The 19,554-nt window shown below is 61.8% G+C and carries 14 protein-coding genes; 13 read left to right on the top strand and 1 reads right to left on the bottom strand.

Features of this window, described 5'->3' with window-relative positions; translation table 11 throughout:
- Positions 1-38: 38 nt before the first annotated feature.
- The 10 genes from P8K07_11815 (at position 39) to P8K07_11770 (ending at position 13,733) form a co-directional block, all read left to right on the top strand.
- Positions 39-1,487 (top strand): exo-alpha-sialidase, encoded by a 1,449-nt coding sequence (locus P8K07_11815; protein ID MDG1959201.1) that lies wholly within the window; start codon positions 39-41, stop codon positions 1,485-1,487.
- A 62-nt stretch (positions 1,488-1,549) separates the two neighbouring features.
- Positions 1,550-3,439 (top strand): glycosyltransferase family 39 protein, encoded by a 1,890-nt coding sequence (locus P8K07_11810; GenBank protein ID MDG1959200.1) that lies wholly within the window; start codon positions 1,550-1,552, stop codon positions 3,437-3,439.
- A 7-nt stretch (positions 3,440-3,446) separates the two neighbouring features.
- On the top strand, positions 3,447-4,421 hold the full coding sequence (locus P8K07_11805) for a ketoacyl-ACP synthase III (protein MDG1959199.1): 975 nt from the start codon (positions 3,447-3,449) through the stop codon (positions 4,419-4,421).
- Positions 4,415-6,988 carry a hypothetical protein gene (locus tag P8K07_11800; protein ID MDG1959198.1) on the top strand — a complete coding sequence of 858 codons (2,574 nt, stop codon included), beginning with the start codon at positions 4,415-4,417 and terminating at the stop codon, positions 6,986-6,988. Before P8K07_11805 ends, P8K07_11800 begins: the two co-directional genes overlap by 7 nt.
- Positions 6,989-7,002: 14 nt before the next feature.
- Entirely contained in the window at positions 7,003-8,838 is a 1,836-nt protein-coding gene (locus tag P8K07_11795; protein MDG1959197.1) for a methyltransferase domain-containing protein, read from the top strand.
- A complete protein-coding gene (locus P8K07_11790; GenBank protein ID MDG1959196.1) occupies positions 8,835-9,893 on the top strand; it encodes a glycosyltransferase family 2 protein in 1,059 nt (352 codons plus the stop codon). Before P8K07_11795 ends, P8K07_11790 begins: the two co-directional genes overlap by 4 nt.
- Complete coding sequence (locus tag P8K07_11785; GenBank protein ID MDG1959195.1) at positions 9,890-11,347, top strand: sugar transferase; 1,458 nt, start codon at positions 9,890-9,892, stop codon at positions 11,345-11,347. The genes P8K07_11790 and P8K07_11785 overlap by 4 nt, the downstream gene beginning before the upstream one ends.
- Positions 11,348-11,402: 55 nt before the next feature.
- The gene (locus P8K07_11780) at positions 11,403-11,819 is read left to right on the top strand and encodes a hypothetical protein (GenBank protein ID MDG1959194.1); all 417 of its coding nucleotides are present in this window, start codon (positions 11,403-11,405) and stop codon (positions 11,817-11,819) included.
- A complete protein-coding gene (locus P8K07_11775) occupies positions 11,816-13,264 on the top strand; it encodes an FAD-dependent oxidoreductase (protein ID MDG1959193.1) in 1,449 nt (482 codons plus the stop codon). The genes P8K07_11780 and P8K07_11775 overlap by 4 nt, the downstream gene beginning before the upstream one ends.
- A gap of 187 nt (positions 13,265-13,451) precedes the next feature.
- A complete protein-coding gene (locus P8K07_11770; GenBank protein MDG1959192.1) occupies positions 13,452-13,733 on the top strand; it encodes a hypothetical protein in 282 nt (93 codons plus the stop codon).
- A 12-nt stretch (positions 13,734-13,745) separates the two neighbouring features.
- Here P8K07_11770 and P8K07_11765 read toward each other — a convergent pair whose 3' ends face one another.
- Positions 13,746-14,705: a sigma 54-interacting transcriptional regulator gene (locus P8K07_11765; GenBank protein MDG1959191.1), complete on the bottom strand. Its 960-nt coding sequence runs from the start codon at positions 14,703-14,705 to the stop codon at positions 13,746-13,748.
- A 236-nt stretch (positions 14,706-14,941) separates the two neighbouring features.
- Here P8K07_11765 and P8K07_11760 point away from each other — a divergent pair, with 236 nt between their 5' ends.
- From P8K07_11760 to cysS, 3 genes are read left to right on the top strand one after another with little or no spacing between them, the layout of a single operon-like run.
- Positions 14,942-16,105, top strand: a complete 1,164-nt coding sequence (locus tag P8K07_11760; GenBank protein MDG1959190.1) for an acyl-CoA/acyl-ACP dehydrogenase — start codon at positions 14,942-14,944, stop codon at positions 16,103-16,105.
- Entirely contained in the window at positions 16,098-18,056 is a 1,959-nt protein-coding gene (gene acs, locus P8K07_11755; protein MDG1959189.1) for an acetate--CoA ligase, read from the top strand. Before P8K07_11760 ends, acs begins: the two co-directional genes overlap by 8 nt.
- Positions 18,057-19,490, top strand: coding sequence for a cysteine--tRNA ligase (gene cysS / locus P8K07_11750; GenBank protein MDG1959188.1), 1,434 nt, complete (start codon positions 18,057-18,059; stop codon positions 19,488-19,490). It abuts the gene before it with no gap.
- Positions 19,491-19,554: the final 64 nt, after the last annotated feature.

Raw genomic sequence — 19,554 nt, 5'->3', positions numbered from 1 at the left:
CATTTGCTCCGGCCTCGTTGCGTTTCAGGGGAAATCTGATGGCCGGCCGCAGCCCTTTTCTTGCCAACCGAATCGTTTGGGTCGCATCGGTTCTGCTGGCCGCGGCCTGCGAGCAATCCGATCCGCGACTTTTTCCAACGCAGCGGTTGAATGAGATTCCCGCGAGCGTTGCCCCCGGTTTCTTGCCGGACTACACGGCTCTTTCCGCGCGATCCTCTGACGTGGCGGTGGCCTGGATGGCGGCATCGGGAGCCGCGCCGCGAGAGATCGTGATGCGCGTCTCTGCGGATTCCGGAAGGACCTGGGGCAAGGAGTTTCCACCCGGGGGCTCCGCTTTTCGTGAAGCGGATGTGACGGACCCGCAGCTGGTTCGTTTTCCGGGAACCGATGCCCTCTTGCTCCTGCAGGATGTTCTTTCGGGTTCGGGACGAGCAAAGTCGGTTGCGATACAGACAAGCCTCGACGAAGGCCGGACCTTTTTCCCGCCACAGACACTGAGTCAGGCTTCGAGGGTTTTTGATCCGGTAGCCCTGGCTCTTCCGGATCGAAATGGACTGGTGGTATGGGTGCGCCAGAGAGGTCGCTCGCGGCAACTGATGTTCCGTGTGAGTGCGGACGCAGGTCGCACCTGGGGGGAGCCGGCCAAGCGCCTCGACGTTTTGGGCACAGGTCTCGCCAGACAGCCGAGCTTGCTCGCGCTTCCGGACCGGCAGGTTCTCGCAGTATGGGAGCAGCGTGCTTCCACGAATCGGGGCGGTCGCTCCCGGCCTCATCTGCGAATCGCGGTTGGGTCGAATCATGGCCGGAAATGGTCGGATTCGCGACCGGTCGATGCGCGGTTCGAAGGCCCCAGTCCGCTCTGGCCGCAGTTGGCACTCGCCGGCGGTCGCATTTCCCTGGTCTGGTCCACGGCGGTTACCGGGGCGACGCATCGCGGGGCTGTAGTTCTTTCACAATCACTTGATGGAGGCCGATCCTGGTCTACGCCACAAGAGCTATTTGTCGGAGAGGAAGCTCCCAAAACCAATCTGCAGGCCGCAGGAGGCCATTTGTATCTGAGCTGGCATGGCGGCCCGCGCGAGGATATCGGGATCTATTTTTTGGGTTCCGAAGACGGGGGGAACAGCTGGCGGGAAGGCCGGAATGAACCGCAACGAATCGATGATCCCCAAGCCGAGGGGAACGCTCTTCGGCCAGCGATGGCTGCCGATGGAGAAGGTCGCGTTGCGATTGTGTGGACGTCCGGCGGCAAGGAGATCTGGATGCGCTATTCCGTTGATTACGGCCGCAGCTGGTCTGACCTCCTCCCGTTAGCCGCAGAGGAGGGCCGGGGCAGGCTCAGATATCCCCAGATTGCGATCTCCTCGGGGCAGGCGCTGGTGACCTGGGAGCGGTGGCCTGACAAGGCACTCCACGTCCAATCGATCGCGGATGTGGAAAAACGCCTGCCACTCGACCTCTTCTTCCGGCGTGTCGAGCTGTCCTGAGAAACCCGGAGCGGCGTGCTGAATCCACTCAATAGAAATTCAGGCTTGGTGCGGGGTTTTTGATGACGCCCCGTTGGCAGTCCTGGCTGGCTTTGGGTGGAGTCTTGTCGATTGCCGCGTTCCTGCGCCTGCTCTGGCTTGATGCCGGCTGGTTGGGTGCCGATCAGGCACGCGATCTGAGCTGGGCGGCCCGGATTGCTCTGGAGGGGGACGCTCCGGACTTTGGCCCGGCGATGCGCAACCAGCTTCGACTGGGCGTCCTGTATTATTGGTTCTGGGCCACGGCCTATTTCTTTTCGTCGGCACTTTTGGCGCCCTATGTCTTCGCCGCCTTGATCGGTGTGGTTGCTGTGGGGGTCTGCTGGCAGGTGGGTCGTTTGCTGGATGGGCCGCGAGTGGGTTTTCTGGCGGCGTTGTGGTTGGCGACGGCTCCGGTGGCCGTCATGAACGCGCGGGTGGCCTGGGCGCCGGCCGCCATCCCGCCGTTGGTGGCGATCTTTCTCTGGCTGGCGGTGCGATTGGAAGCGCGTCCATCAGCGCGAGCGCTTGCAGGTCTGACCTTTCTGGTGGCTCTGGGTACCCAATTACATTTGTCGGCCGTGGTTCTGATTCCGGTTCTCTTTCTGGTGTTCGTGCGCACGCCAGCGCTGCAGACGTTTCGCACGGTGGGGTGGGCGCTGCTCGCGGGTTTGCTCCCCTTGTTGCCGATGATCCCCGCGAATCTCGCCCCGATCCCTTTTGCCTCGCCGACCGCGGTTGCCGACGCGAGTCCCTACGCCGGGCGATGGATCGATATCCTGCTCCATAGTGCGCGTGCGGTGGAGGCTTTCCTGCCGCCAATCGAGGGGCTGCCATGGACCGTCCGGTTCTGGACGGGATTGGAGATGGGCAGCATGGCGCTGGTGCTGCTGGCCGCGTTCATCGTGCTTGTGAGGGTTGTTCGTCGGTCGTCGGGCGGCGGGGAGCGCGTGGTTCTCGAGACGTTTTTTGCGGGCTTGCTCTTCGTGCTGCTTCTGCCGGCCGAGGCCTGGTATTATTATCTGGATACGACCCTCGTTCCCGGGGCTCTTCTGGTGGGCGTCGCGGCAAGTCGGGCACGCGCCTTTCTGTTCGGCGCTGGGCCCGTCGTGGTCTGGTCTCTGGTCCGGTCCGCGGGTTTGATCTGGTGGGTCTTTCTCGCGCATCAGACCGGAAACATCTTTGTGCAGATGGACCTGCTTCGGCTTGGGGGTGGCGCCGTCGGGGCGGACGCGGTCGTGATGCAGGCGCGCGTGCCCACGATCGCAGCCAAGCAGCAGGCTTTTGCGGTGCTCGGTGAAGAGTTTCAAATTCCCCGCGAGCGGATTTTTCATGATGTGCATGGGTGGGGCTTCGAGGATCTGATCGCCGATAATGGATTCTTTGCGGCTACAGGCGCCGAAGATCTCGCCGACGCTCCCTCGGACGCGCGCAGCGCAGCCGTGGTGATCCAGCAGGGCGACCTTCCGCCGCTCTGGTTTTCGGGAATGCGAGCGGCTACCGCGGGTTCCCTGCATTTGCTGTCCTACCAGCCAACTCTCCATCGTCAGAGTGCGTCGATTGCCGACTGCCCTGACGGAAATCAGCCGCCGGCACCGGTCCGACTCGATCCCCTTCGCTACGGTTCGGGGGCGCGTGCGCGGGGCGTGTGGCCGTGTGCGGAGATGACCGTTGTGGTGCCGATCGCGGCCAATACTTCCGGGCGTCGGCGTCGCATTCTCGCCCGCATGGAAGGTGCTGGTCGGGTAACGGCGCTTGCGAGTGTGCCGCCCGGGCGGTCTTTGGGGCAAGGCCTGCCGGCGGGTGCGCTCGGGGTCTTGCTGCCCCCGAACGCCCGCGAACTTCGCTTTCGCATTGTCGCGAATGGGCCTGCCGATCTGGATCTTCTGGAATTGCATGGCGAGGCGTTGGGCGAGGGGCCTGGTCCTTGGTAGCATCACGATGATGCGCGCCCGTTTTGCCGGAGTCGGTGGTGCCCTGCCGGCGCAAAGGATCTCGAACGAGGAGGTGGAGTCTCACCTCGGCCTGGAGTCGGGATGGATCGAGGGGCGCACCGGTGTCATCGAGCGTCGGCGCCTGGCGCCCTCGGAGTCTTTGGTGGACCTGGCGGAGCAGGCGTCTCGCAGCGCTTTGTCGGACGCAGGTCTGCTCCCATCGGATCTCGATCAGATTGTCGTTGCCACTACCTCGGGGCCCTACCTCTTTCCGTCCATGGGCTGTCTTCTGCATGACCGTCTGGGCCTCGCCGAACAACCCGCTTTCGATGTTGCCGCGGCTTGTGCCGGATTTCCCTACGCTCTGGCGACCGCGGATCAGGCGATTCGTGCCGGCGACCATCGTACGGTCCTCGTGGTTGGCGCCGATGCCCTGAGTCGCCTTTGCGATCCGGACGACCGAGTGACGGTACCGCTCTTCGGCGATGGTGCCGGGGCGGTGGTTTTGCAGGTCACGGATCTGGACCGGGGAATTCTCGGGACCCGTCTGCGCGCGCAGGGCTCACTCAGCGAGATTCTCAAGGCGCCGCCGGGGGAGCGCACGGCCGAGGCGTTGCTGGAGGAAGGGGCCGACCCCTGGATGCGGATGCGAGGTGCCGAGGTATTTCGCGCAGCCGTCGACCATTTGGTCGGTTTGAGTCGGGAAGTTCTCGAAGCAGCCGGACTGAGCGCGTCGGATGTACATTTGCTGGTACCTCACCAGGCCAACCTGCGGATCATCCGGATGGTGCTGGCCCAACTCGACTTGCCGATGTCCCGCGTGGCGCTGAACCTCCAGAGGTGTGGTAATACCTCGGCGGCCTCCATTCCTCTGGCGTTGTCCGAGGCGGTCGCTGCGGGGCGTTTGTCGGAGGGTGACGTGCTTCTGCTGAATGCCGTGGGTGGCGGCATTACCGCAGGCGCTGTCGTCGCGCGGTGGTAGGACGGCCGCGATCGGACTTCGGTCGGGCCCGCGTTCTTCTCGCGCTGGTAGCCCTCACCTTGCTCACCGGCGTGTACTTTCGCGGCGTTGTTTTCGGGGATCAGACACTTTCGGCGGCATCCTATGTGCCGGGCGTTCTCCCGAGTGGTCCGGTTGGAGGGGAGCCGCCGCCATGGCCAAGGCCGATGCGGGATGCGGAGGGTGCAGCCTGGGTTGATGAACCGGCTCCGTGGATTGTCGGGGCTTCGCTGCGTGCGGGCGCCTGGCCGCTATGGAACGACAGGGAAGGGCTGGGTATGCCGCTATTGGGCAATCCCAATGCGGCTGTGCTGTCTCCCTTCTCGATTCCGGTCGCTCTGGCTCCATCGAGCCGGATGCAGGACTTTGCCTGGCTGGCTCGGGTGCTCTTTTTGGGCTGGGCAACCGTCTTGCTCGCCCGGGAATTCGGATTTCGGTTTCTCCCGGCCCTGGGTGCCGGTCTCGCCGTGGCTTTTTCCGGCCAAACCGTCCAGTGGATTGAGCACCATCCACTGAATGTCGATGCGTTTGTCCCGCTGGCCCTGGCTGCAGCTTTGGCGTTGATCCGGCAGGTCCCGGCCGGGGGACCGCTGCTGGCGCTGGCCGTCGCGGCCGGGTGTCTGGGATTGAAGCCCCAGAGCGCGCTGGTGGCTGGATTGGCAGCAGTGGTCTGGCTTCTGGCCGGCGTGCCGGCCTCGCGAGGGCGCCTCCATTGGCAACGGCTTTTTGGCTGGACACTGCTGGGGATGGGGCTCGCCGCGGTGGCCCTGTTTCCCTTCTGGGAGTCCTGGACGCAGGCGAGCGGATTGGTGGGAGCGGGTCGTCGCGGGCAGTCGGAATGGACCCTTCCTTTCGCGCAAATCGTTTCGCTGGCGGGGCCCTGGGCTCTTCCGGAGAGTCTCGTGCCGGCCGGTCTCCCGTGGTTGGGGGTCTCGGTGCTTGTGCTGGCAGCCTACGGTGCTTTGCGAGGGTATCGCGAAGCTCTGGTGCTCGTGTGGCTGGCCACCGTCGCGATCTATCTCGCGCGGATTTTTGGCGGGCTTCCCCTGCCTCTATCCGATGTGCCTTTGCTCGGATCTGTGCAGTGGATCAAATATAGTTTTCCCCTCTATCTTGCATGCGGATTGCTCGCCGCGCGCGGGCTCGAGGCATTACCGACAAGCGGTCGGCTTCTGGCGTTTCTTTTGGTGGGCGCGGAGATGCTTTTCCTCGTGCCGCGGGCATGGCCGGTTCGAACCAATCCCTATGCACCCGCCCCCTGGGTGACGGCCCTCCGGGAATTGAATCGAGAGACCCCGGGTCGCCTCAGTGGCGCCGTATCGCTCGCGCCGCCTCTGGTTTCCGGCGCGCTCGGGTTCCGTGATCTTCGCTCCATCGATGTTCTGACCCCCGCACGCACTTGGGAGTTCGTGCAGCGAACGCTCGCTCCCAGCGAGGGGATTACATGGGTATTGGCCGACCCGGACCCCTTGCTGGTGGCCACGGGGGCGGGTGGGCCCTCCGCGAATTTGCGATGGATTCTCAGCCCGGACCGGCTGGAGTTGGCGCAACTACCCGGTGCGGTTCGCGCGATGAGCGTCGGAGAGCGCACGGTAAGATTATTTGCGCACCTCGAGGCGCATCGTTTTTCGACGGCCTATTTGTTCGGGGGACGCACGCGTCGCGGCGATGACGAACGATTCCATTGGATCTGCGAGACGCCCTGCGAGTTGGAATTCGATTTGAGCGAGTTGTCGACCCACCTCGTCGCCGGGTTTACCACAGGGGAGCCAAGCGAGGTCCAGGCACGGGTCTCGGCCCGGCACGACGGAAAGGTTCTCGCATCCAATCAAAAGCAGCTTGTTCTTGCTCCGGACGATGATGGCTGGCGGGACCTGGAGATCGAAATTTCTGAGATGCCGCCCTCTGCGTCGGCTTCGCTGGTTGTGTCTCTGACAGCTCCGAAGCCAACGCGGGTTTTTGTCGGCGGCGTCGGTTTGTCGCCGGGTCAAGGTGCGGAAAGTCGACATGAGGAGCAGGATCTCGTGCACCGGAGCGCCGCATTCGATCAGTTGATTCTCCGCTACGTCGGGGACGGCCTCTATCTCTACGAGAGGCGCGATGCTTTGGGAGCTGCTTATTTTGCTGATCGAGTCGTCTCGGTGAGAACGTCCGAAGAGGTTTTTTCCTGCGTGAGACGACACGGCGGAGCCTCGGCCTGCGTGGTCGGTCCGGCGATCGCCGAGGCTCGAGGTGGCGCCGAAGTCGCCGTCTTGCAAGATGGCCCGAATGCGATGCTGCTGCAGGCAGAAGGCCCAGGCGGCTTGCTGGTCGTCAGTCGCCTGGCGGCGGCCGGGTTCGAGGCCAGAGCAGGAGGCGAGGTGCTGCCCACGCAACAAGTGAATGGAGCCTTGCTGGGCTTTCGAGTTCCGCCGGGTTCGCTCGAAGTGAAAGTCCTCTACGCCCCTCGCAGCGTTCATTGGGGCCTCTGGGTCTCCGGGGCCAGCCTGCTGATCTGGTTGCTTTTCGCAGGACGGCTGCGGTTTGCTGATGGGCGCCGACCTCAGTAGTTTCTTTTTGACTGATGCCGTCTGCGAAGCAGTGCTCCGAGGTCTCCTCCGCCGTTCTTCAGGAACGGTACGGAGAAGCCTACTTTCATGGAGAGACGAGTGGTTTCTCGGAAGAGGGCTACGCTCAGGTGCACGCAGACTGGTCGCATTGGCTGCCCTTTCTGCGTCGAGAGGCCGGTGAGGGGGCGGCCTGGCTGGATTTGGGGTGTGCCTTCGGCTTCCTCGTCGATCAGGCGAGCGCAGCAGGCTTCCGCTCCTTTGGTGTCGATGTCAGTCGTTATGCGTTGCGAGAGTCGCGGCGCTCTCATCCGGGCAAGAATCTGAACCTCGTCGCGGGACTTGGCGAAACGCTTCCTTTCGCGCCACGTTCTTTCGATATTGTGACCGCGTTTGATATTCTCGAGCACGTTCCCGACCCCCGGGCTGTTCTGCGGGAAGCGGCCAGTCTCTTGCGCCCGGGCGGCTTGTTGGTGGTGACCACGCCCGATCCGATCCGCTTTGCCGCAGAGGAGAGTACGCATATCTCCGAGGAGGTGCCGAGCTGGTGGCTGGAAGCATTCAGTGACCTTGGCCTGAACGCGTCCTTTCGCTTCTTCCAGGCGCCTTATAATCTCGAAGTCGTAGGCCGGCTTCGAGGCCCGCGCCCATCCATATGCTGGGACGCGCTGGGCAAGGAAGAGTCGATTCTGGAGATCGAGGGATCGGATGCTCTTCGCGTGACCTTGCGAGAAGGTTTCGAGACGCCGGCTCCGGCGACGGGCCGTGGGGTGGAGAATCAAGCCAAGCTATACCTGGTCAACGACGGTCGCGAACCTCTCGCTATCGAATTGTACGGATCCATCGACGAGCCCGTCGGGATGCGTCTGGCCGGCATCCTTCTGGGAGAATTGGAGAAGAACAAGCCTCTTCGGTTCCTCTTGCCCAGTGGGGGTCATGAGCTCCAAGTGCTCGTTCCGACGGGCTGGACCACGATCCACACGCTTGCATTTCATGCCAGGGCAGCGACATCGAGCGAGTTGATCCTGCAGCTCCCGTTCGATCTTCATGAGCGTTATGCGCTGGCGGCAGCCGTCCTGGACCGCCTGGTTCGGCCATCGGCGCGGCTTCTTGATATCGGCGGTACGATGGGGGGTGGGGAGGGGCATCTTGCCTGGGCCGGAGACTTCTTTCCGCGGCACGAAGCCACGGTTCTGGATACGCGTCCGATCGACCATCCGGGGCATCGAACCATTGACGCTGCGGCGGGGATTCCCTTTCCCGACCGGCACTTTCCGATTGTCGTTTCGCTGGACGTCCTGGAGCATGTCCCCGAAGCACAACGAAGTGCATGGTTGGAAGAGGCCTGGCGCGTGACCGGCGATCTATTTTTATTGGGCGTTCCCTTCGTTTCACCGGAGGTCGTGCAGGCGGATCAGAACCTGCGCGAACTGATTGCGCGCGATTATGCGTATGACCATACCTTCCTCGCCGAGCATCTGGATCTGGGACACCCGTGTCTGGCAACCACCGAGGAATTTTTCCGAGAACAGGGCGCCAGCGTGACAGTACTCCCTTCGGGCTATTTGCCGGTCTGGGAGATGGCTCAGGTGATCAGCGCCAGATGGTCTCACCCCGGACAGGGCCTGGAATGGCTGGCCTCCAATCGAGAGATCAACGGAACGTATGGTCTTGGTGGTACGTGCGAGCCTTCCTATCGGCACCTGCTCGTCATCGACCGTCACGCACGTGATCTCAAAGGAGTCCTTGCCAATCTCTCCGCGGAAAGTCCGCCAGATCTGGAGCCCCTGCGGCGCTGGCACGAGGCCTTGCCCGCGTCTCGCATACCGAGTTCGATCGAGGAGGAGTCGTGACGCGGGTCTGGCCGAAGGTCTCGATCGGAGTAGTGACGTGCACGGGGCCCGCTTTGCTCGAGCAATGTCTGGGGTCTCTTGGGGGGCTGGACTATCCGCTCGACCGAATCGAGGTGCTGATTCACGATAATGGCTCGCCGGACGCGGTCGCACCCTGGGCGGCGCGTCGGCATCCCGCTGCCGATGTCTGGACGGTGGAAGCGAATCGTGGGTTCGCTGGTCCGTGCAATGGCCTTGTGGAGCGAGCTCGCACGGATCTCGTTTGTTTGGTGAATGACGATATGACCTTTGATCCCGGGTTCCTGCGAGCCCTCGTCGAAGTTCATGAAAGTACCGGAGCCGCGTGTGTGGGGGCATGCGTTCTGACGGCTATGGGTGATGTCATCGAATTCGCTGGTGGTTCACTGGCTTTTTCCGGCCATGCCGCGCCTCGTCGCCATGGGCTGCCGGTTGCTGCTCTGGAGGGCTGCGCCTCGATTGAAGATACGTTGTTCGCCTCCGGGGGCGCCATGCTGGTTGTCAAGGAAAAATTTATTGGGTCAGGTGGCTTCGATCCGGCGTATTTTGCCTACTACGAGGACGTCGATCTTGGGTGGCGACTACAGGCTTTGGGCGAATCCGTGGTATGGACGCCCGAGGCTCGTTGCTTTCATCAGGGGCATGCCAGCGAGGCTGTGCTGGGGCCTGCCGGTCGATTCTCCTTGTTGGAGCGCAATGCTCTGCTGTCGATCCTGAAGAATTTCGAACCCCGGAATGCCTCCCGAATCTTCAGTTATGCGCTGGCGCTCCAAGACCTGCGCGCGCAATGCGACCCCGACCGTTCCGAGGCTTGCGACCGAGGTCGGCTTGGGGCGATGGCTGCGCTCCCCGAAGCGCGTCGTCGTGGCCGCACGCTCGCACATCGCCGCCGCCGCTCGGATGTCGAGCTGATGCCTTTATTTCAGGAACCCTGGCGTGTCGAAATTCCTCAGCAACGCTATCGCGAGGAGCAACAGAAACTCGCACGAGAGTTCGGTGTGCTCCGTTGGTGGGAAACCATGTGCGGTACCTCATGAAGGCATCTGAGCGATTCGCCAGGCGTTTGCGGCGCGCGAAGGTTTTGGGACATCTGGATTCCCGGCTGATTCTGGTTCTTCTTCTCCTCGATGCGCTCGCCGTACCTCTGGCTTTCGGGTTGGCTTTTCTCCTGCGGGTATCGATTCCCTTCCCCTGGACACAACATCTGTTGCCGATCGACCGGATGCAACTGTTGCAGGGTTCGCTCGCGATTGGCTTGCTCACCCAGTTGCCTCTGCTTTTTTTCTCCGGTCTTTACGATCCCGCATTTCTTCGCCGGCCGCGTGAGGCGACTCTTGCGGTCGGTTTGATGGCCGTCTTTCAGCTCCTGTTGATTTCGGCGTGGTTCTTCTTTGCCGGCGGGATGCAACTCCCTCGCTCGGTCCTCCTGCTTTTCAGTTTGTTCAATATGATCCTGCTGGTCGGGTTTCGGATCTTTGCTCACCAGGTTCTCTGGTCGGGTTCTCGAGTTCTGCGGGTGGCGCTGGTGGGTCCGGAAATGGAGATCTGCGAGTTGGAGAGCATCCTGCGGGCGCAGAGCGGGGCGGGGGAACCGCTTCGGATCGTCGGTGCGGTGCGTTCCGATGGCCCCGCCGAGCCTGGCGAGAAAGTGAAGGGCTCGGACCTCCGCTGGCTCGGTACGGTGCAGGACCTTGGCCGGGAAGTGCGCTCGGGTGCGCTGGACAAGGTGATCGTGGCACCCGCCGAGTCGTGGAAAGACAAGATTCTTGAAGGTGTGCTGCGAGAGACCGAAGGGGTCCCGCGCGCGTTGGTTGCGGTCGTCCCGTCTTTTCATGAGTTGCTGGTTGGCCGATTGACCGGTGTCTCGGTGGAAAACGTTCCCATGATCGACGTCTCCCGGAACCCCGAGCGGCGCTTTGGATTTTCATTGAAGTCGGGGGTTGATTTTTCGCTGGCGATTTTACTTTTGGTGGTCTCTCTTCCGGTCCTTCTCGGCGCCTGCCTTGCGATTCGCATCTCTTCGTCGGGCCCCGTTTTGTTCAGGCAGCGTCGCGTGGGCAAAGGCGGCGCCGAATTTATTATCTATAAACTGCGAACGATGCGGGAGGGGGCGGAAGATGGTGTGGGGGCAGTTCTCGCGACCCCGGATGACTCCCGTGTGATTGGTGTGGGGCGTTTCCTGCGGGCCACCCGCATCGATGAGATTCCCCAGTTGCTTAATGTTTTGAACGGCACAATGAGTCTGGTCGGGCCCCGGCCCGAACGCCCGGAACTGACCGAGGCGATGGTTCGCGAAATTCCCGGCTACGCTGAACGATGGCTGGTCAAACCGGGACTTTCAGGGCTCGCGCAGGTTCGAGGTGAGTACAGTACCTCGCCAGCCTATAAGCTGAAGTATGACCTCGCCTATATTCATAACTATTCGCTGCAGCTGGATCTGCGGATCATGGCCGAGACTGTGCGGACCTTGATTACCCGTCGGGGGGTATGAGAAAATGCGACGATTTTCTTTCGACGGATTCATGCTCGAAGGGTAAGGGAACGGTATGCGTGAGCGAATTTTTCTGATTCTGTTTTCCGTTGTCGCCGCTTGTGCCCCAGTTGTGTCTCAAGATCCGGAAGTCGGCCCTCTGGGGCTGGTGGCGCCACCGCCGACGGTCGAGGCTCCCGATCTGGGCGCCTACCTGGGGGACCTGGTGACTCTCATGGCGCGCACCGGGCCTGGTCGATCCGAGCGTGGGAAACTGATTTTTCCGGTTGCGGGGGACGTGAAGCCCGCGGTGGAGATCGTCGTCGTTCCGCCACTGCTCCTCGTGGATGCCGAGAAGTTTTTGCAGAAGTTCAGTGATCAGGACGTCTGGGTGATCGGGCGCGTGACGGATCTCGGAGGTCCGTTGCAGGTCCTTACCGGCGACCCGCAGAGACTTCAGCTTGCAGCGGATCGCGAGGGGGAGAAGCGATGAGCCTCCCCACCTGGTTGTTGAAGCGCCGCGGGGCCTCTCGCGATACCGACGTTATTGTGGTGGGTGCGGGTCTTTCAGGGTTGGTATGCGCTGCCGTTCTGGCGCGAGCAGGGAAACGGGTGGTTGTCGTGGACCGTGCGAGGCGCCCGGGTGGGCGACTCAAGACGGCCCAGTTTCAGGGCTATGCCGTAGACCTCGGTCCGGTGGTCTGGGAGGCGCCCGACCTGCCCGAATCGCTCAAGCTTGCGGGCGTCGCGGATACGGCTCTGGCGGATATTGATGTTCGCACCCAATTGCGTGTCGCGGCCACGGATGAGGAGGGGCATCTGGGGAAAGTCGTTCCGCTGCCGGTTCCCGGAGCGGTACCTTCGCCCGCCACTCTCGACGCGGTGCGATCGCTCTACGGGATCCCCCCCCGGGTCTTTGCAGGGATGGGAGATCAATACGCAACGCTCTCTGCTCTGGGTGATGAGGAGATTGCCGCCGAACGCGATACGACTCTGAGCGAATGGATCCTTCGGGAGGAGATTGAAAAGCCGGTTGCGAACGCCTTGCTTCGCAGCGCGATGCTTCTCGGTTCGCAAAACCCGGAAGCTGCCAGTATCGCGGCACTGGAGCGACGCGTTCGGGTACTCGGCGCGGACCCCGTGCATCGGTTGGTGAGTTTCGGTGACGCACCTATTGCGGGAGCCCAAGGCGTCATCGGAGCACTGGTGGACAGTTTGCTGGAGGCTGGTGGAGAGTTGCGCCTCGGAACCCAGGCGGTGGGACTGGCTCTGGAAGAGGGGCGGTGCGTGGGGTTGGCTGTCTGCCGCGAAGAACAGCCCTTCCTCGAGGCCATCGAGTCCAAGGCCGTGGTTTTGGCGATGCCCCGACACGATTGTCTCGACCTGATTCCCGGAGAGGCGCAGGATTTCCTTCAGGGGACGGTCGCCGGTAATCTTGGTCATTCGCTCGGGGTGGCCTGGGGCATCAAGGCATCCGACGTCGAGGCGCTTGCTGACGCGCCCGTGGTTCTCGACGCGGTTCCCGGGTCGGGAGACCTGTCGCTCTCCGCAGGCGAGCGCCTTTCCTTGTTCCGGGCCAGTGCCCTTGCCCCGCGGGTTGCGCCTCCCGGCCGAGCTCTCGTGCTGGGTCGGGCCGCGCTGCCAGCCGCCGGAATCCGTGATGCGGCCGCTATCGAAGGTACCGGCGAACGCTTGCGCGCCGCTTTGGAACTGATGCTGCCGGGTGCCAGCGCCTCGATCGAATGGGAGCATCATTGGCTCGCAGACGAGGATGGAGCGGACCCTCTTCTTGCGGGCACCTTGCCCGAAACCGTTCCCGGTATTGGAGGTGTCCGGCTGGCGAATGCCGAAGTTCGCTTGCCCGGGATGCCCTCGACGGGGTCGGGTGCGGCTGCCCGAGCGGGACGTTTGGCCGCGGAGCGGATTCTGGCCGAATAAGGCGTTCGGGTAGCGGCGCATTTCCCGAAATCGAGCGCTGCCGCAAGAACTGCCCCAATGTTGTGCGGATGCAAGGTTGGGGTTCCGAAAAAAGCCTTATTTTGCGTGGTCCAAGCTGGCACTCCACTTGCCTTTAAGGGGAAGCAGGTCCGACACAGTTGATTTCCGGGCTTGGAGGAAAATCCCCATGATTATCGATCGTCATACGTTTATTGATTTGGCCACACATCTGGAGGGCGCCTCGGAAGGCGTTCTGGAAGTGACGCAGAAATGCGTAACGATTTGCGAGGAAGGCGACGCACCGCTTCCCGAACAGGAGTCCTGGATTGGCCTGGTGGAGTCTTTGGTGACCGTGAATACCGAGCTGACCGCGCTGGAACAGACTTTGCGAGCCTTGCTCGAAGCCAACCGTGAGGAGGAGAGCATCGACCGCCTCTTTCGCTCGCGGGAAGGCACCGCTGACGCCTGAGCGCCCCGTCGCTCAAACGCCCGGCATGGAGGGATGGTCCATCGCGGGCAGGCCCAGATCCGTGTTCTGAATTTCACGTCCACAGGCCCGCCGACTCCCCGCCAGCAAGACTGCAAATAATTGGCGTACGTTTTCCGGCCAGCCATATGCGGCCAACTCCCGGTGTGCCTGAGCGCTGAGCGCCTGCGGTGGCAGGCCGTTGACCATCGCGACCCGCTCCAGAAGATGACTGACCAGCATGGGGATGTCCTCGGGGATCTCGCGCAATGGGGGCAAGACGATCGATCCGACATTCAGGCGGTAGAGCAGGTCTCCTCGGAATTTCCCCTGAGTGCAAAGAAGGCTGAGATCTCTCTCGCTCGAGGTGATGATTCGCACATCCAACCGCCTGAGTTGCGCAGAGCCGACACGCCGGATTTCGCGAGACTCCAGAAAGCGCAGGAGTTTCACCTGCACGTCTATCGGAAGTTCGCTGATTTCTTGCAGATAAAGCGTCCCCTCATGCGCCATCTCGAGCAATCCGGGCCGATCGGCCGAATTCTGCGCGGGAGCAATTCCGCCGACCTGGCCGAAGAGAATACTCTCGATCGGCAGGTCCTGAGCCTGTCGGCAATCAAAGGAAATCATCCGTTCTGCGGCGCGATCCGAGGCTCGGTGAAGGGCCTTCGCCGCACAACTTTTACCGCAGCCGGGTTCTCCGAGGAGGAGCGGTGTGACGGGGTAGGCCGCCATTCTCGCCAGCGTGGCGAAAACCGAGAGCATGGCCGGGCTTCGGCCGACCATGCCGTAGAAGCTGCCAGATGGAATTTCCTCGGGCAGTTCGCGTTCCACAGCAGCGCTTCGCGGCCTCAGGAGCGCTTCAAGTGGCGAAAGTCTCCCTCCGGTGGTTCCGTTCTCCGTTTTGGCACCAAAGCTTGCGGGGCGAAGTGCCCGCACGTCGATCAGACTGATTCGAGGTGTGATTCCGTTCATGGTTTGAAACTACGGATGCAATGGCAATGCCAAAGGCCAATTGCCCCCCCGAGATTGTTATGGGACACAAATCGGCCTACATTCCGCAGGGGTTCGCGGATCGGGTTGCCCGCGTCGGCTCGAGCGGGCGGCGCGGAATGCCGTCGAGGGCTTGACGAAAACTCGCGAAACGTCAAAAAATTGGCGCTGGGCGTCAGCTTTCTCCTCGAGCGCGGGAAAGCTTGTAGGCGATCATAATGGATTTCGGATTCAACGAAGATCAGGAGCTATTACGCGATTCGGCACGAGCATTTCTCGAAAAGGAATGCCCGATGACTCTGGTCCGCCGTTTGATGGCCGAGGAGGAGGGACACGACCCCGCCCTCTGGCGCCAAATGGCAGCGCTTGGGTGGCTCGGCATGATGATTCCTGAGGAGGATGGGGGGATTGGATTGAGCTTTGTCGAGATGGCGCTGCTGCTCGAGGAAATGGGCCGTGTTGTCTTGCCGGGGCCTTTTTTCTCTACAGCGGTTTGCTCGGCGAGCCTGTTATCTGCGCAGGCGACAGGTCCCGCCGCCCGAGCCCTGTTGCCAGGAATTGCCGCGGGGGAGATCCGCGCGACCATTGCCTGGTTGGAAAGCTCGGGACAACTTGCCCCGGAGGCCATCGAGGCCGAATGGAGCCCGGTCTCCGGTGGCGTCGAATTGCGGGGAACAAAAGTTTTCGTCCCGGATGCCATCGGTGCGGACTGGCTCATCGTGGCCGCGCGGGAGGCCGGGAGCGAGGGGCCAAGCGGTATCGATCTCTTTCTCGTCCCCGGCAAGGCGGACGGCGTCACGATGACCGGTTTGAAGACTCTCGACCAGACACGCAAACAAGCCGAGGTACGCCTCGACGCGGTGCGGGTGCCCCTGGCCGATCGGGTGGGCGCCAAGGGCTCCGGGTGGCGGCAACTGGAGCGACTCGCCGACGCGGCAAGAGCGGGTTTGGCGGCGGAATCTTGCGGCGGTGCCGCCCGGATCCTCGAAATGTCGGTCGATTACGCCAAGGTGCGGGAGCAATTTGGAAAGCCGATCGGATCTTTTCAGGCGATCCAGCACAAATGTGCCGATATGATGGTGAAAGTGGAGAGCGGTCGTTCGGCGGCGTGGTACGCTGCATGGGCGATCGCAAGCGGGTCTCCGGAAGCGCATCTGGCGTCTGCCATGGCAAAAGCCTATTGCTCCGATGCATTCCGGGAGGTCGCCGGTGAAGGCATTCAGATCCATGGCGGGATCGGGTTCACCTGGGAGCATGACATGCACATATATTTTAAGCGCGCCAAAAGTTCTGAAGTCGCCTTTGGTGACAGCGTTTGGAACAGGGAAACGATAGCGCAGGAAATTCTTCCCGACGGGGAAGCGGAGATTTTTGATGAGTGATTCCGAAGGTGTAATCGAGTCGGTCTTGAAGGAAAATCGGAAGTTTGATCCTCCGGAAGCCTTTGCCAAAGAGGCGCATATCGGCTCCTTCGCGGAGTACCAGGAAATTTATGCTGCCTCGGAAAAGGATCCCGAGGGGTTCTGGGCCAAGATCGCCTCGGAAAGTCTTCACTGGTTCAAGCCATGGGACAAGACCCTTGAGTGGGAGGTCCCGTTTGCGAAGTGGTTTGTCGGTGGAGAAACCAACGTTGCCTATAATTGTCTCGACCGCCATCTGGAAACATCGCGCAAGAACAAGGCCGCGCTGATCTGGGAGGGCGAACCGGGTGATACGCGCACAATCACTTATTTCGAATTGCACCGGGAGGTGTGTCGGGCGGCCAATGTTCTCAAGCAACTAGGCGTGACCAAGGGCGATCGCGTGGGGCTCTATATGCCGATGATCCCCGAGTTGGCCATAGCGATGCTGGCCTGTGCCCGGATCGGTGCCACTCATTCCATTATCTTTGGAGGCTTCTCCGCAGACGCGGTTCGTGATCGCATGAACGACGCGGAAGCCAAACTGATCGTGACGGCTGATGGCGGTTTTCGCAGGGGTGGGGAACTCGCGCTGAAAGAAGCCGTGGACAAGGCAGTTGTCGAATGTCCGACGGTCGAAAATGTACTTGTGGTCCGGCGGACGGGGCAGGAAGTTGCCTGGACCGAGGGCCGCGACCATTGGTGGCATGACCTGGTCGCGGAGGCCTCCGTCGATTGCCCCGCCGAGTCGCTCGACTCCGAGCATCCTCTCTTCATTCTCTACACGAGTGGTACGACGGGAAAACCGAAAGGGGTGGTCCACTCCACCGGTGGCTATCTCACCCATGCCACCTACAGCTCCAAAATGGTCTTCGATCTGAAGGATACGGATACCTATTGGTGTACCGCGGATATCGGTTGGGTAACCGGCCATAGCTATCTGGTGTACGGCCCGCTCGCGAATGGAGCGACGAGCGTGATGTATGAGGGGGTCCCCAACCATCCCGAGCCGGATCGAATCTGGGATATCGTGGAGAAATACGGGGTAACCATCCTCTATACCGCGCCCACGCTGATTCGCTCGGTGGTCAAATGGGGTGAGGAGTGGCCAGCGCGCCATGATTTGTCGAGCCTCCGACTCCTCGGAACGGTCGGCGAGCCGATCAATCCGGAAGCATGGATGTGGTACCGGGAGAAAATCGGTGGGAATCGATGCCCGATCGTGGACACCTGGTGGCAGACCGAAACCGGCGGCATCATGATTTCACCCCTTCCGGGTGCCACGCCGACAAAGCCCGGTTCAGGCACATTGCCCTTGCCGGGTATCTTCCCGGACGTTGTGGACCGCGAGGGCAAGAGTGTGGGCCTCAATCAGGGTGGATTGCTGGTCATCCGGAAGCCTTGGCCGGGAATGCTGCGAACGGTCTACGGCGACCCGGATCGCTATGTGCAACAATATTGGAGCGATATCCCCGGGAATTATTTCACGGGCGATGGCGCCCGACGCGATGATGATGGCTATTATTGGGTGATGGGTCGGATCGACGATGTCGTGAACGTTTCCGGACACCGTCTCGGCACCATGGAAGTGGAAAGTGCGCTTGTTTCGCATCCGCTTGTCGCGGAAGCCGCGGTTGTCGATCGACCCGACGCAGTAACGGGGCAGGCTCTGGCCGCGTTCGTGACGCTGGAGGGTTCTCGCGAAGGCAGTGACGAGTTGCGCCAGGAGTTGCGCGCACATGTCGGCTCCGAGATCGGGGCCTTCGCGAAGCCGGCCGACCTGCGTTTTACCGACTCGCTTCCCAAGACCCGCAGCGGAAAAATCATGCGGCGCCTCTTGCGGGATATCGCTGCCGGCAAGGATACCATCGGCGATACCACGACCTTGGAGGATATGTCGGTCCTTGCGAAACTTCGAGAATCCGAGGAGTAGATGTCCGACCAGGATGCATCGATCGCACTCTATAATACGCTGACTCGCCGGGTCGAGCCGCTCGTCTGCCGCGAGGCCGGTCATGTGCGCCTCTATGTCTGCGGCGTGACGGTTTACGACTACGCGCATGTCGGGCACGCGCGCGTCATGCTGGTTTTCGACACCCTCGTACGGTTTCTGGAATGGACGGGGCAGCGGGTAACTTACATCCGCAACATTACGGATATCGAGGACAAGATCATCAACCGGGCTCGCGAGAATGGCGAGACCTCGGAGGAATTATCGCGTCGTTTTGCTAATGCCCTGCAGGAAGATTCGGCCGCTCTGGGCAATCGTGCCCCCGATGTCGAACCACTGGCTACCGACCATATTCCCGAAATGGTAGCGATGATCACCGAACTGGAAGAGCGTGGTCTGGCTTACAGGACGCCCGACGGCATGTATTTTTCGGTGGGTGATTTCCCCGCCTACGGTCGACTCTCGCGCCGAAATCTGGACGACCTGAAGGCCGGGGCGCGGGTAGAGGTGGATGCCCATAAACGTCATCCTGCTGATTTCGCCTTATGGAAAGCTGCGAAGCCCGGAGAGCCTTTCTGGGAGAGTCCTTTTGGCGCGGGACGACCGGGTTGGCATATCGAATGCTCGGCGATGAGCAGCCGTTATCTGGGGGAGACCTTTGATTTGCATGGCGGTGGGGAGGATCTGGTTTTCCCGCATCATGAGAACGAGATTGCTCAATCCGAGGGCAGTTCCGGGAAGCCCTTCGCGAACCACTGGGCGCACGTATCCTTTCTGCGTCTGGGCGACGAGAAGATGTCCAAATCGCTCGGGAATATCGTCAATATTCGAGATGCTCTGGAACGTTTCCCGCGCGAGGCGTTGCGCCTGATGCTTCTGCAGACCCACTATCGTTCGCCTCTCGAGTTCACCATGGATGCGGTTGCCGACGCCGAGAAAGTCTTGCTCCGGATGTACGAGACCCTGGCGCGGGCCTTTGAGTCGGAGCCTCCGGAGGCCCCGGTACCAGAGGCTGAGGAGCTTCTCGCGGAATTCCGAAGCGCCTTGCATGATGACCTGAATACGTCGAGGGCGCTGGCTGCCTTGCACGACGGCGTGCGTGCGGTGAATCGCATGATCGACGTCGGCTACTGCGCTCAGGCGGCCTCGGTCGGTCGCGCCATCGTTTCCGCAGGATCCGTTCTGGGTGTCTTGCAGGGCGATCCGGCAGCAACGCTTGAGGAAATGCGCCAGGGACGGGCGGAAGCCTCGGGAATGGATGCCCCGCGAATTGAGGCACTGATCGTGGAGCGGGCCGAGGCACGTGAGGCGAGAGATTTTGGTCGGGCTGACGAGATTCGAGATGAACTGGCCGCGGCCGGAATCGATTTGAAGGATGCACCGGACGGGCCGACCACCTGGACGGCCCGTCGTTAAATATCAGGTTTGGTTGTCTGTCGACTTTCGCTTTCTGCTTTCGACAGCTTGTGAAAAGGTTAAT

Source organism: Candidatus Binatia bacterium (assembly GCA_029248525.1).
GTDB lineage: Bacteria > Desulfobacterota > Binatia > UBA12015 > UBA12015 > UBA12015.
The sequence above is the reverse complement of the archived record's forward strand: the minus strand, read 5'-3'. Positions and strand labels throughout refer to the sequence as shown.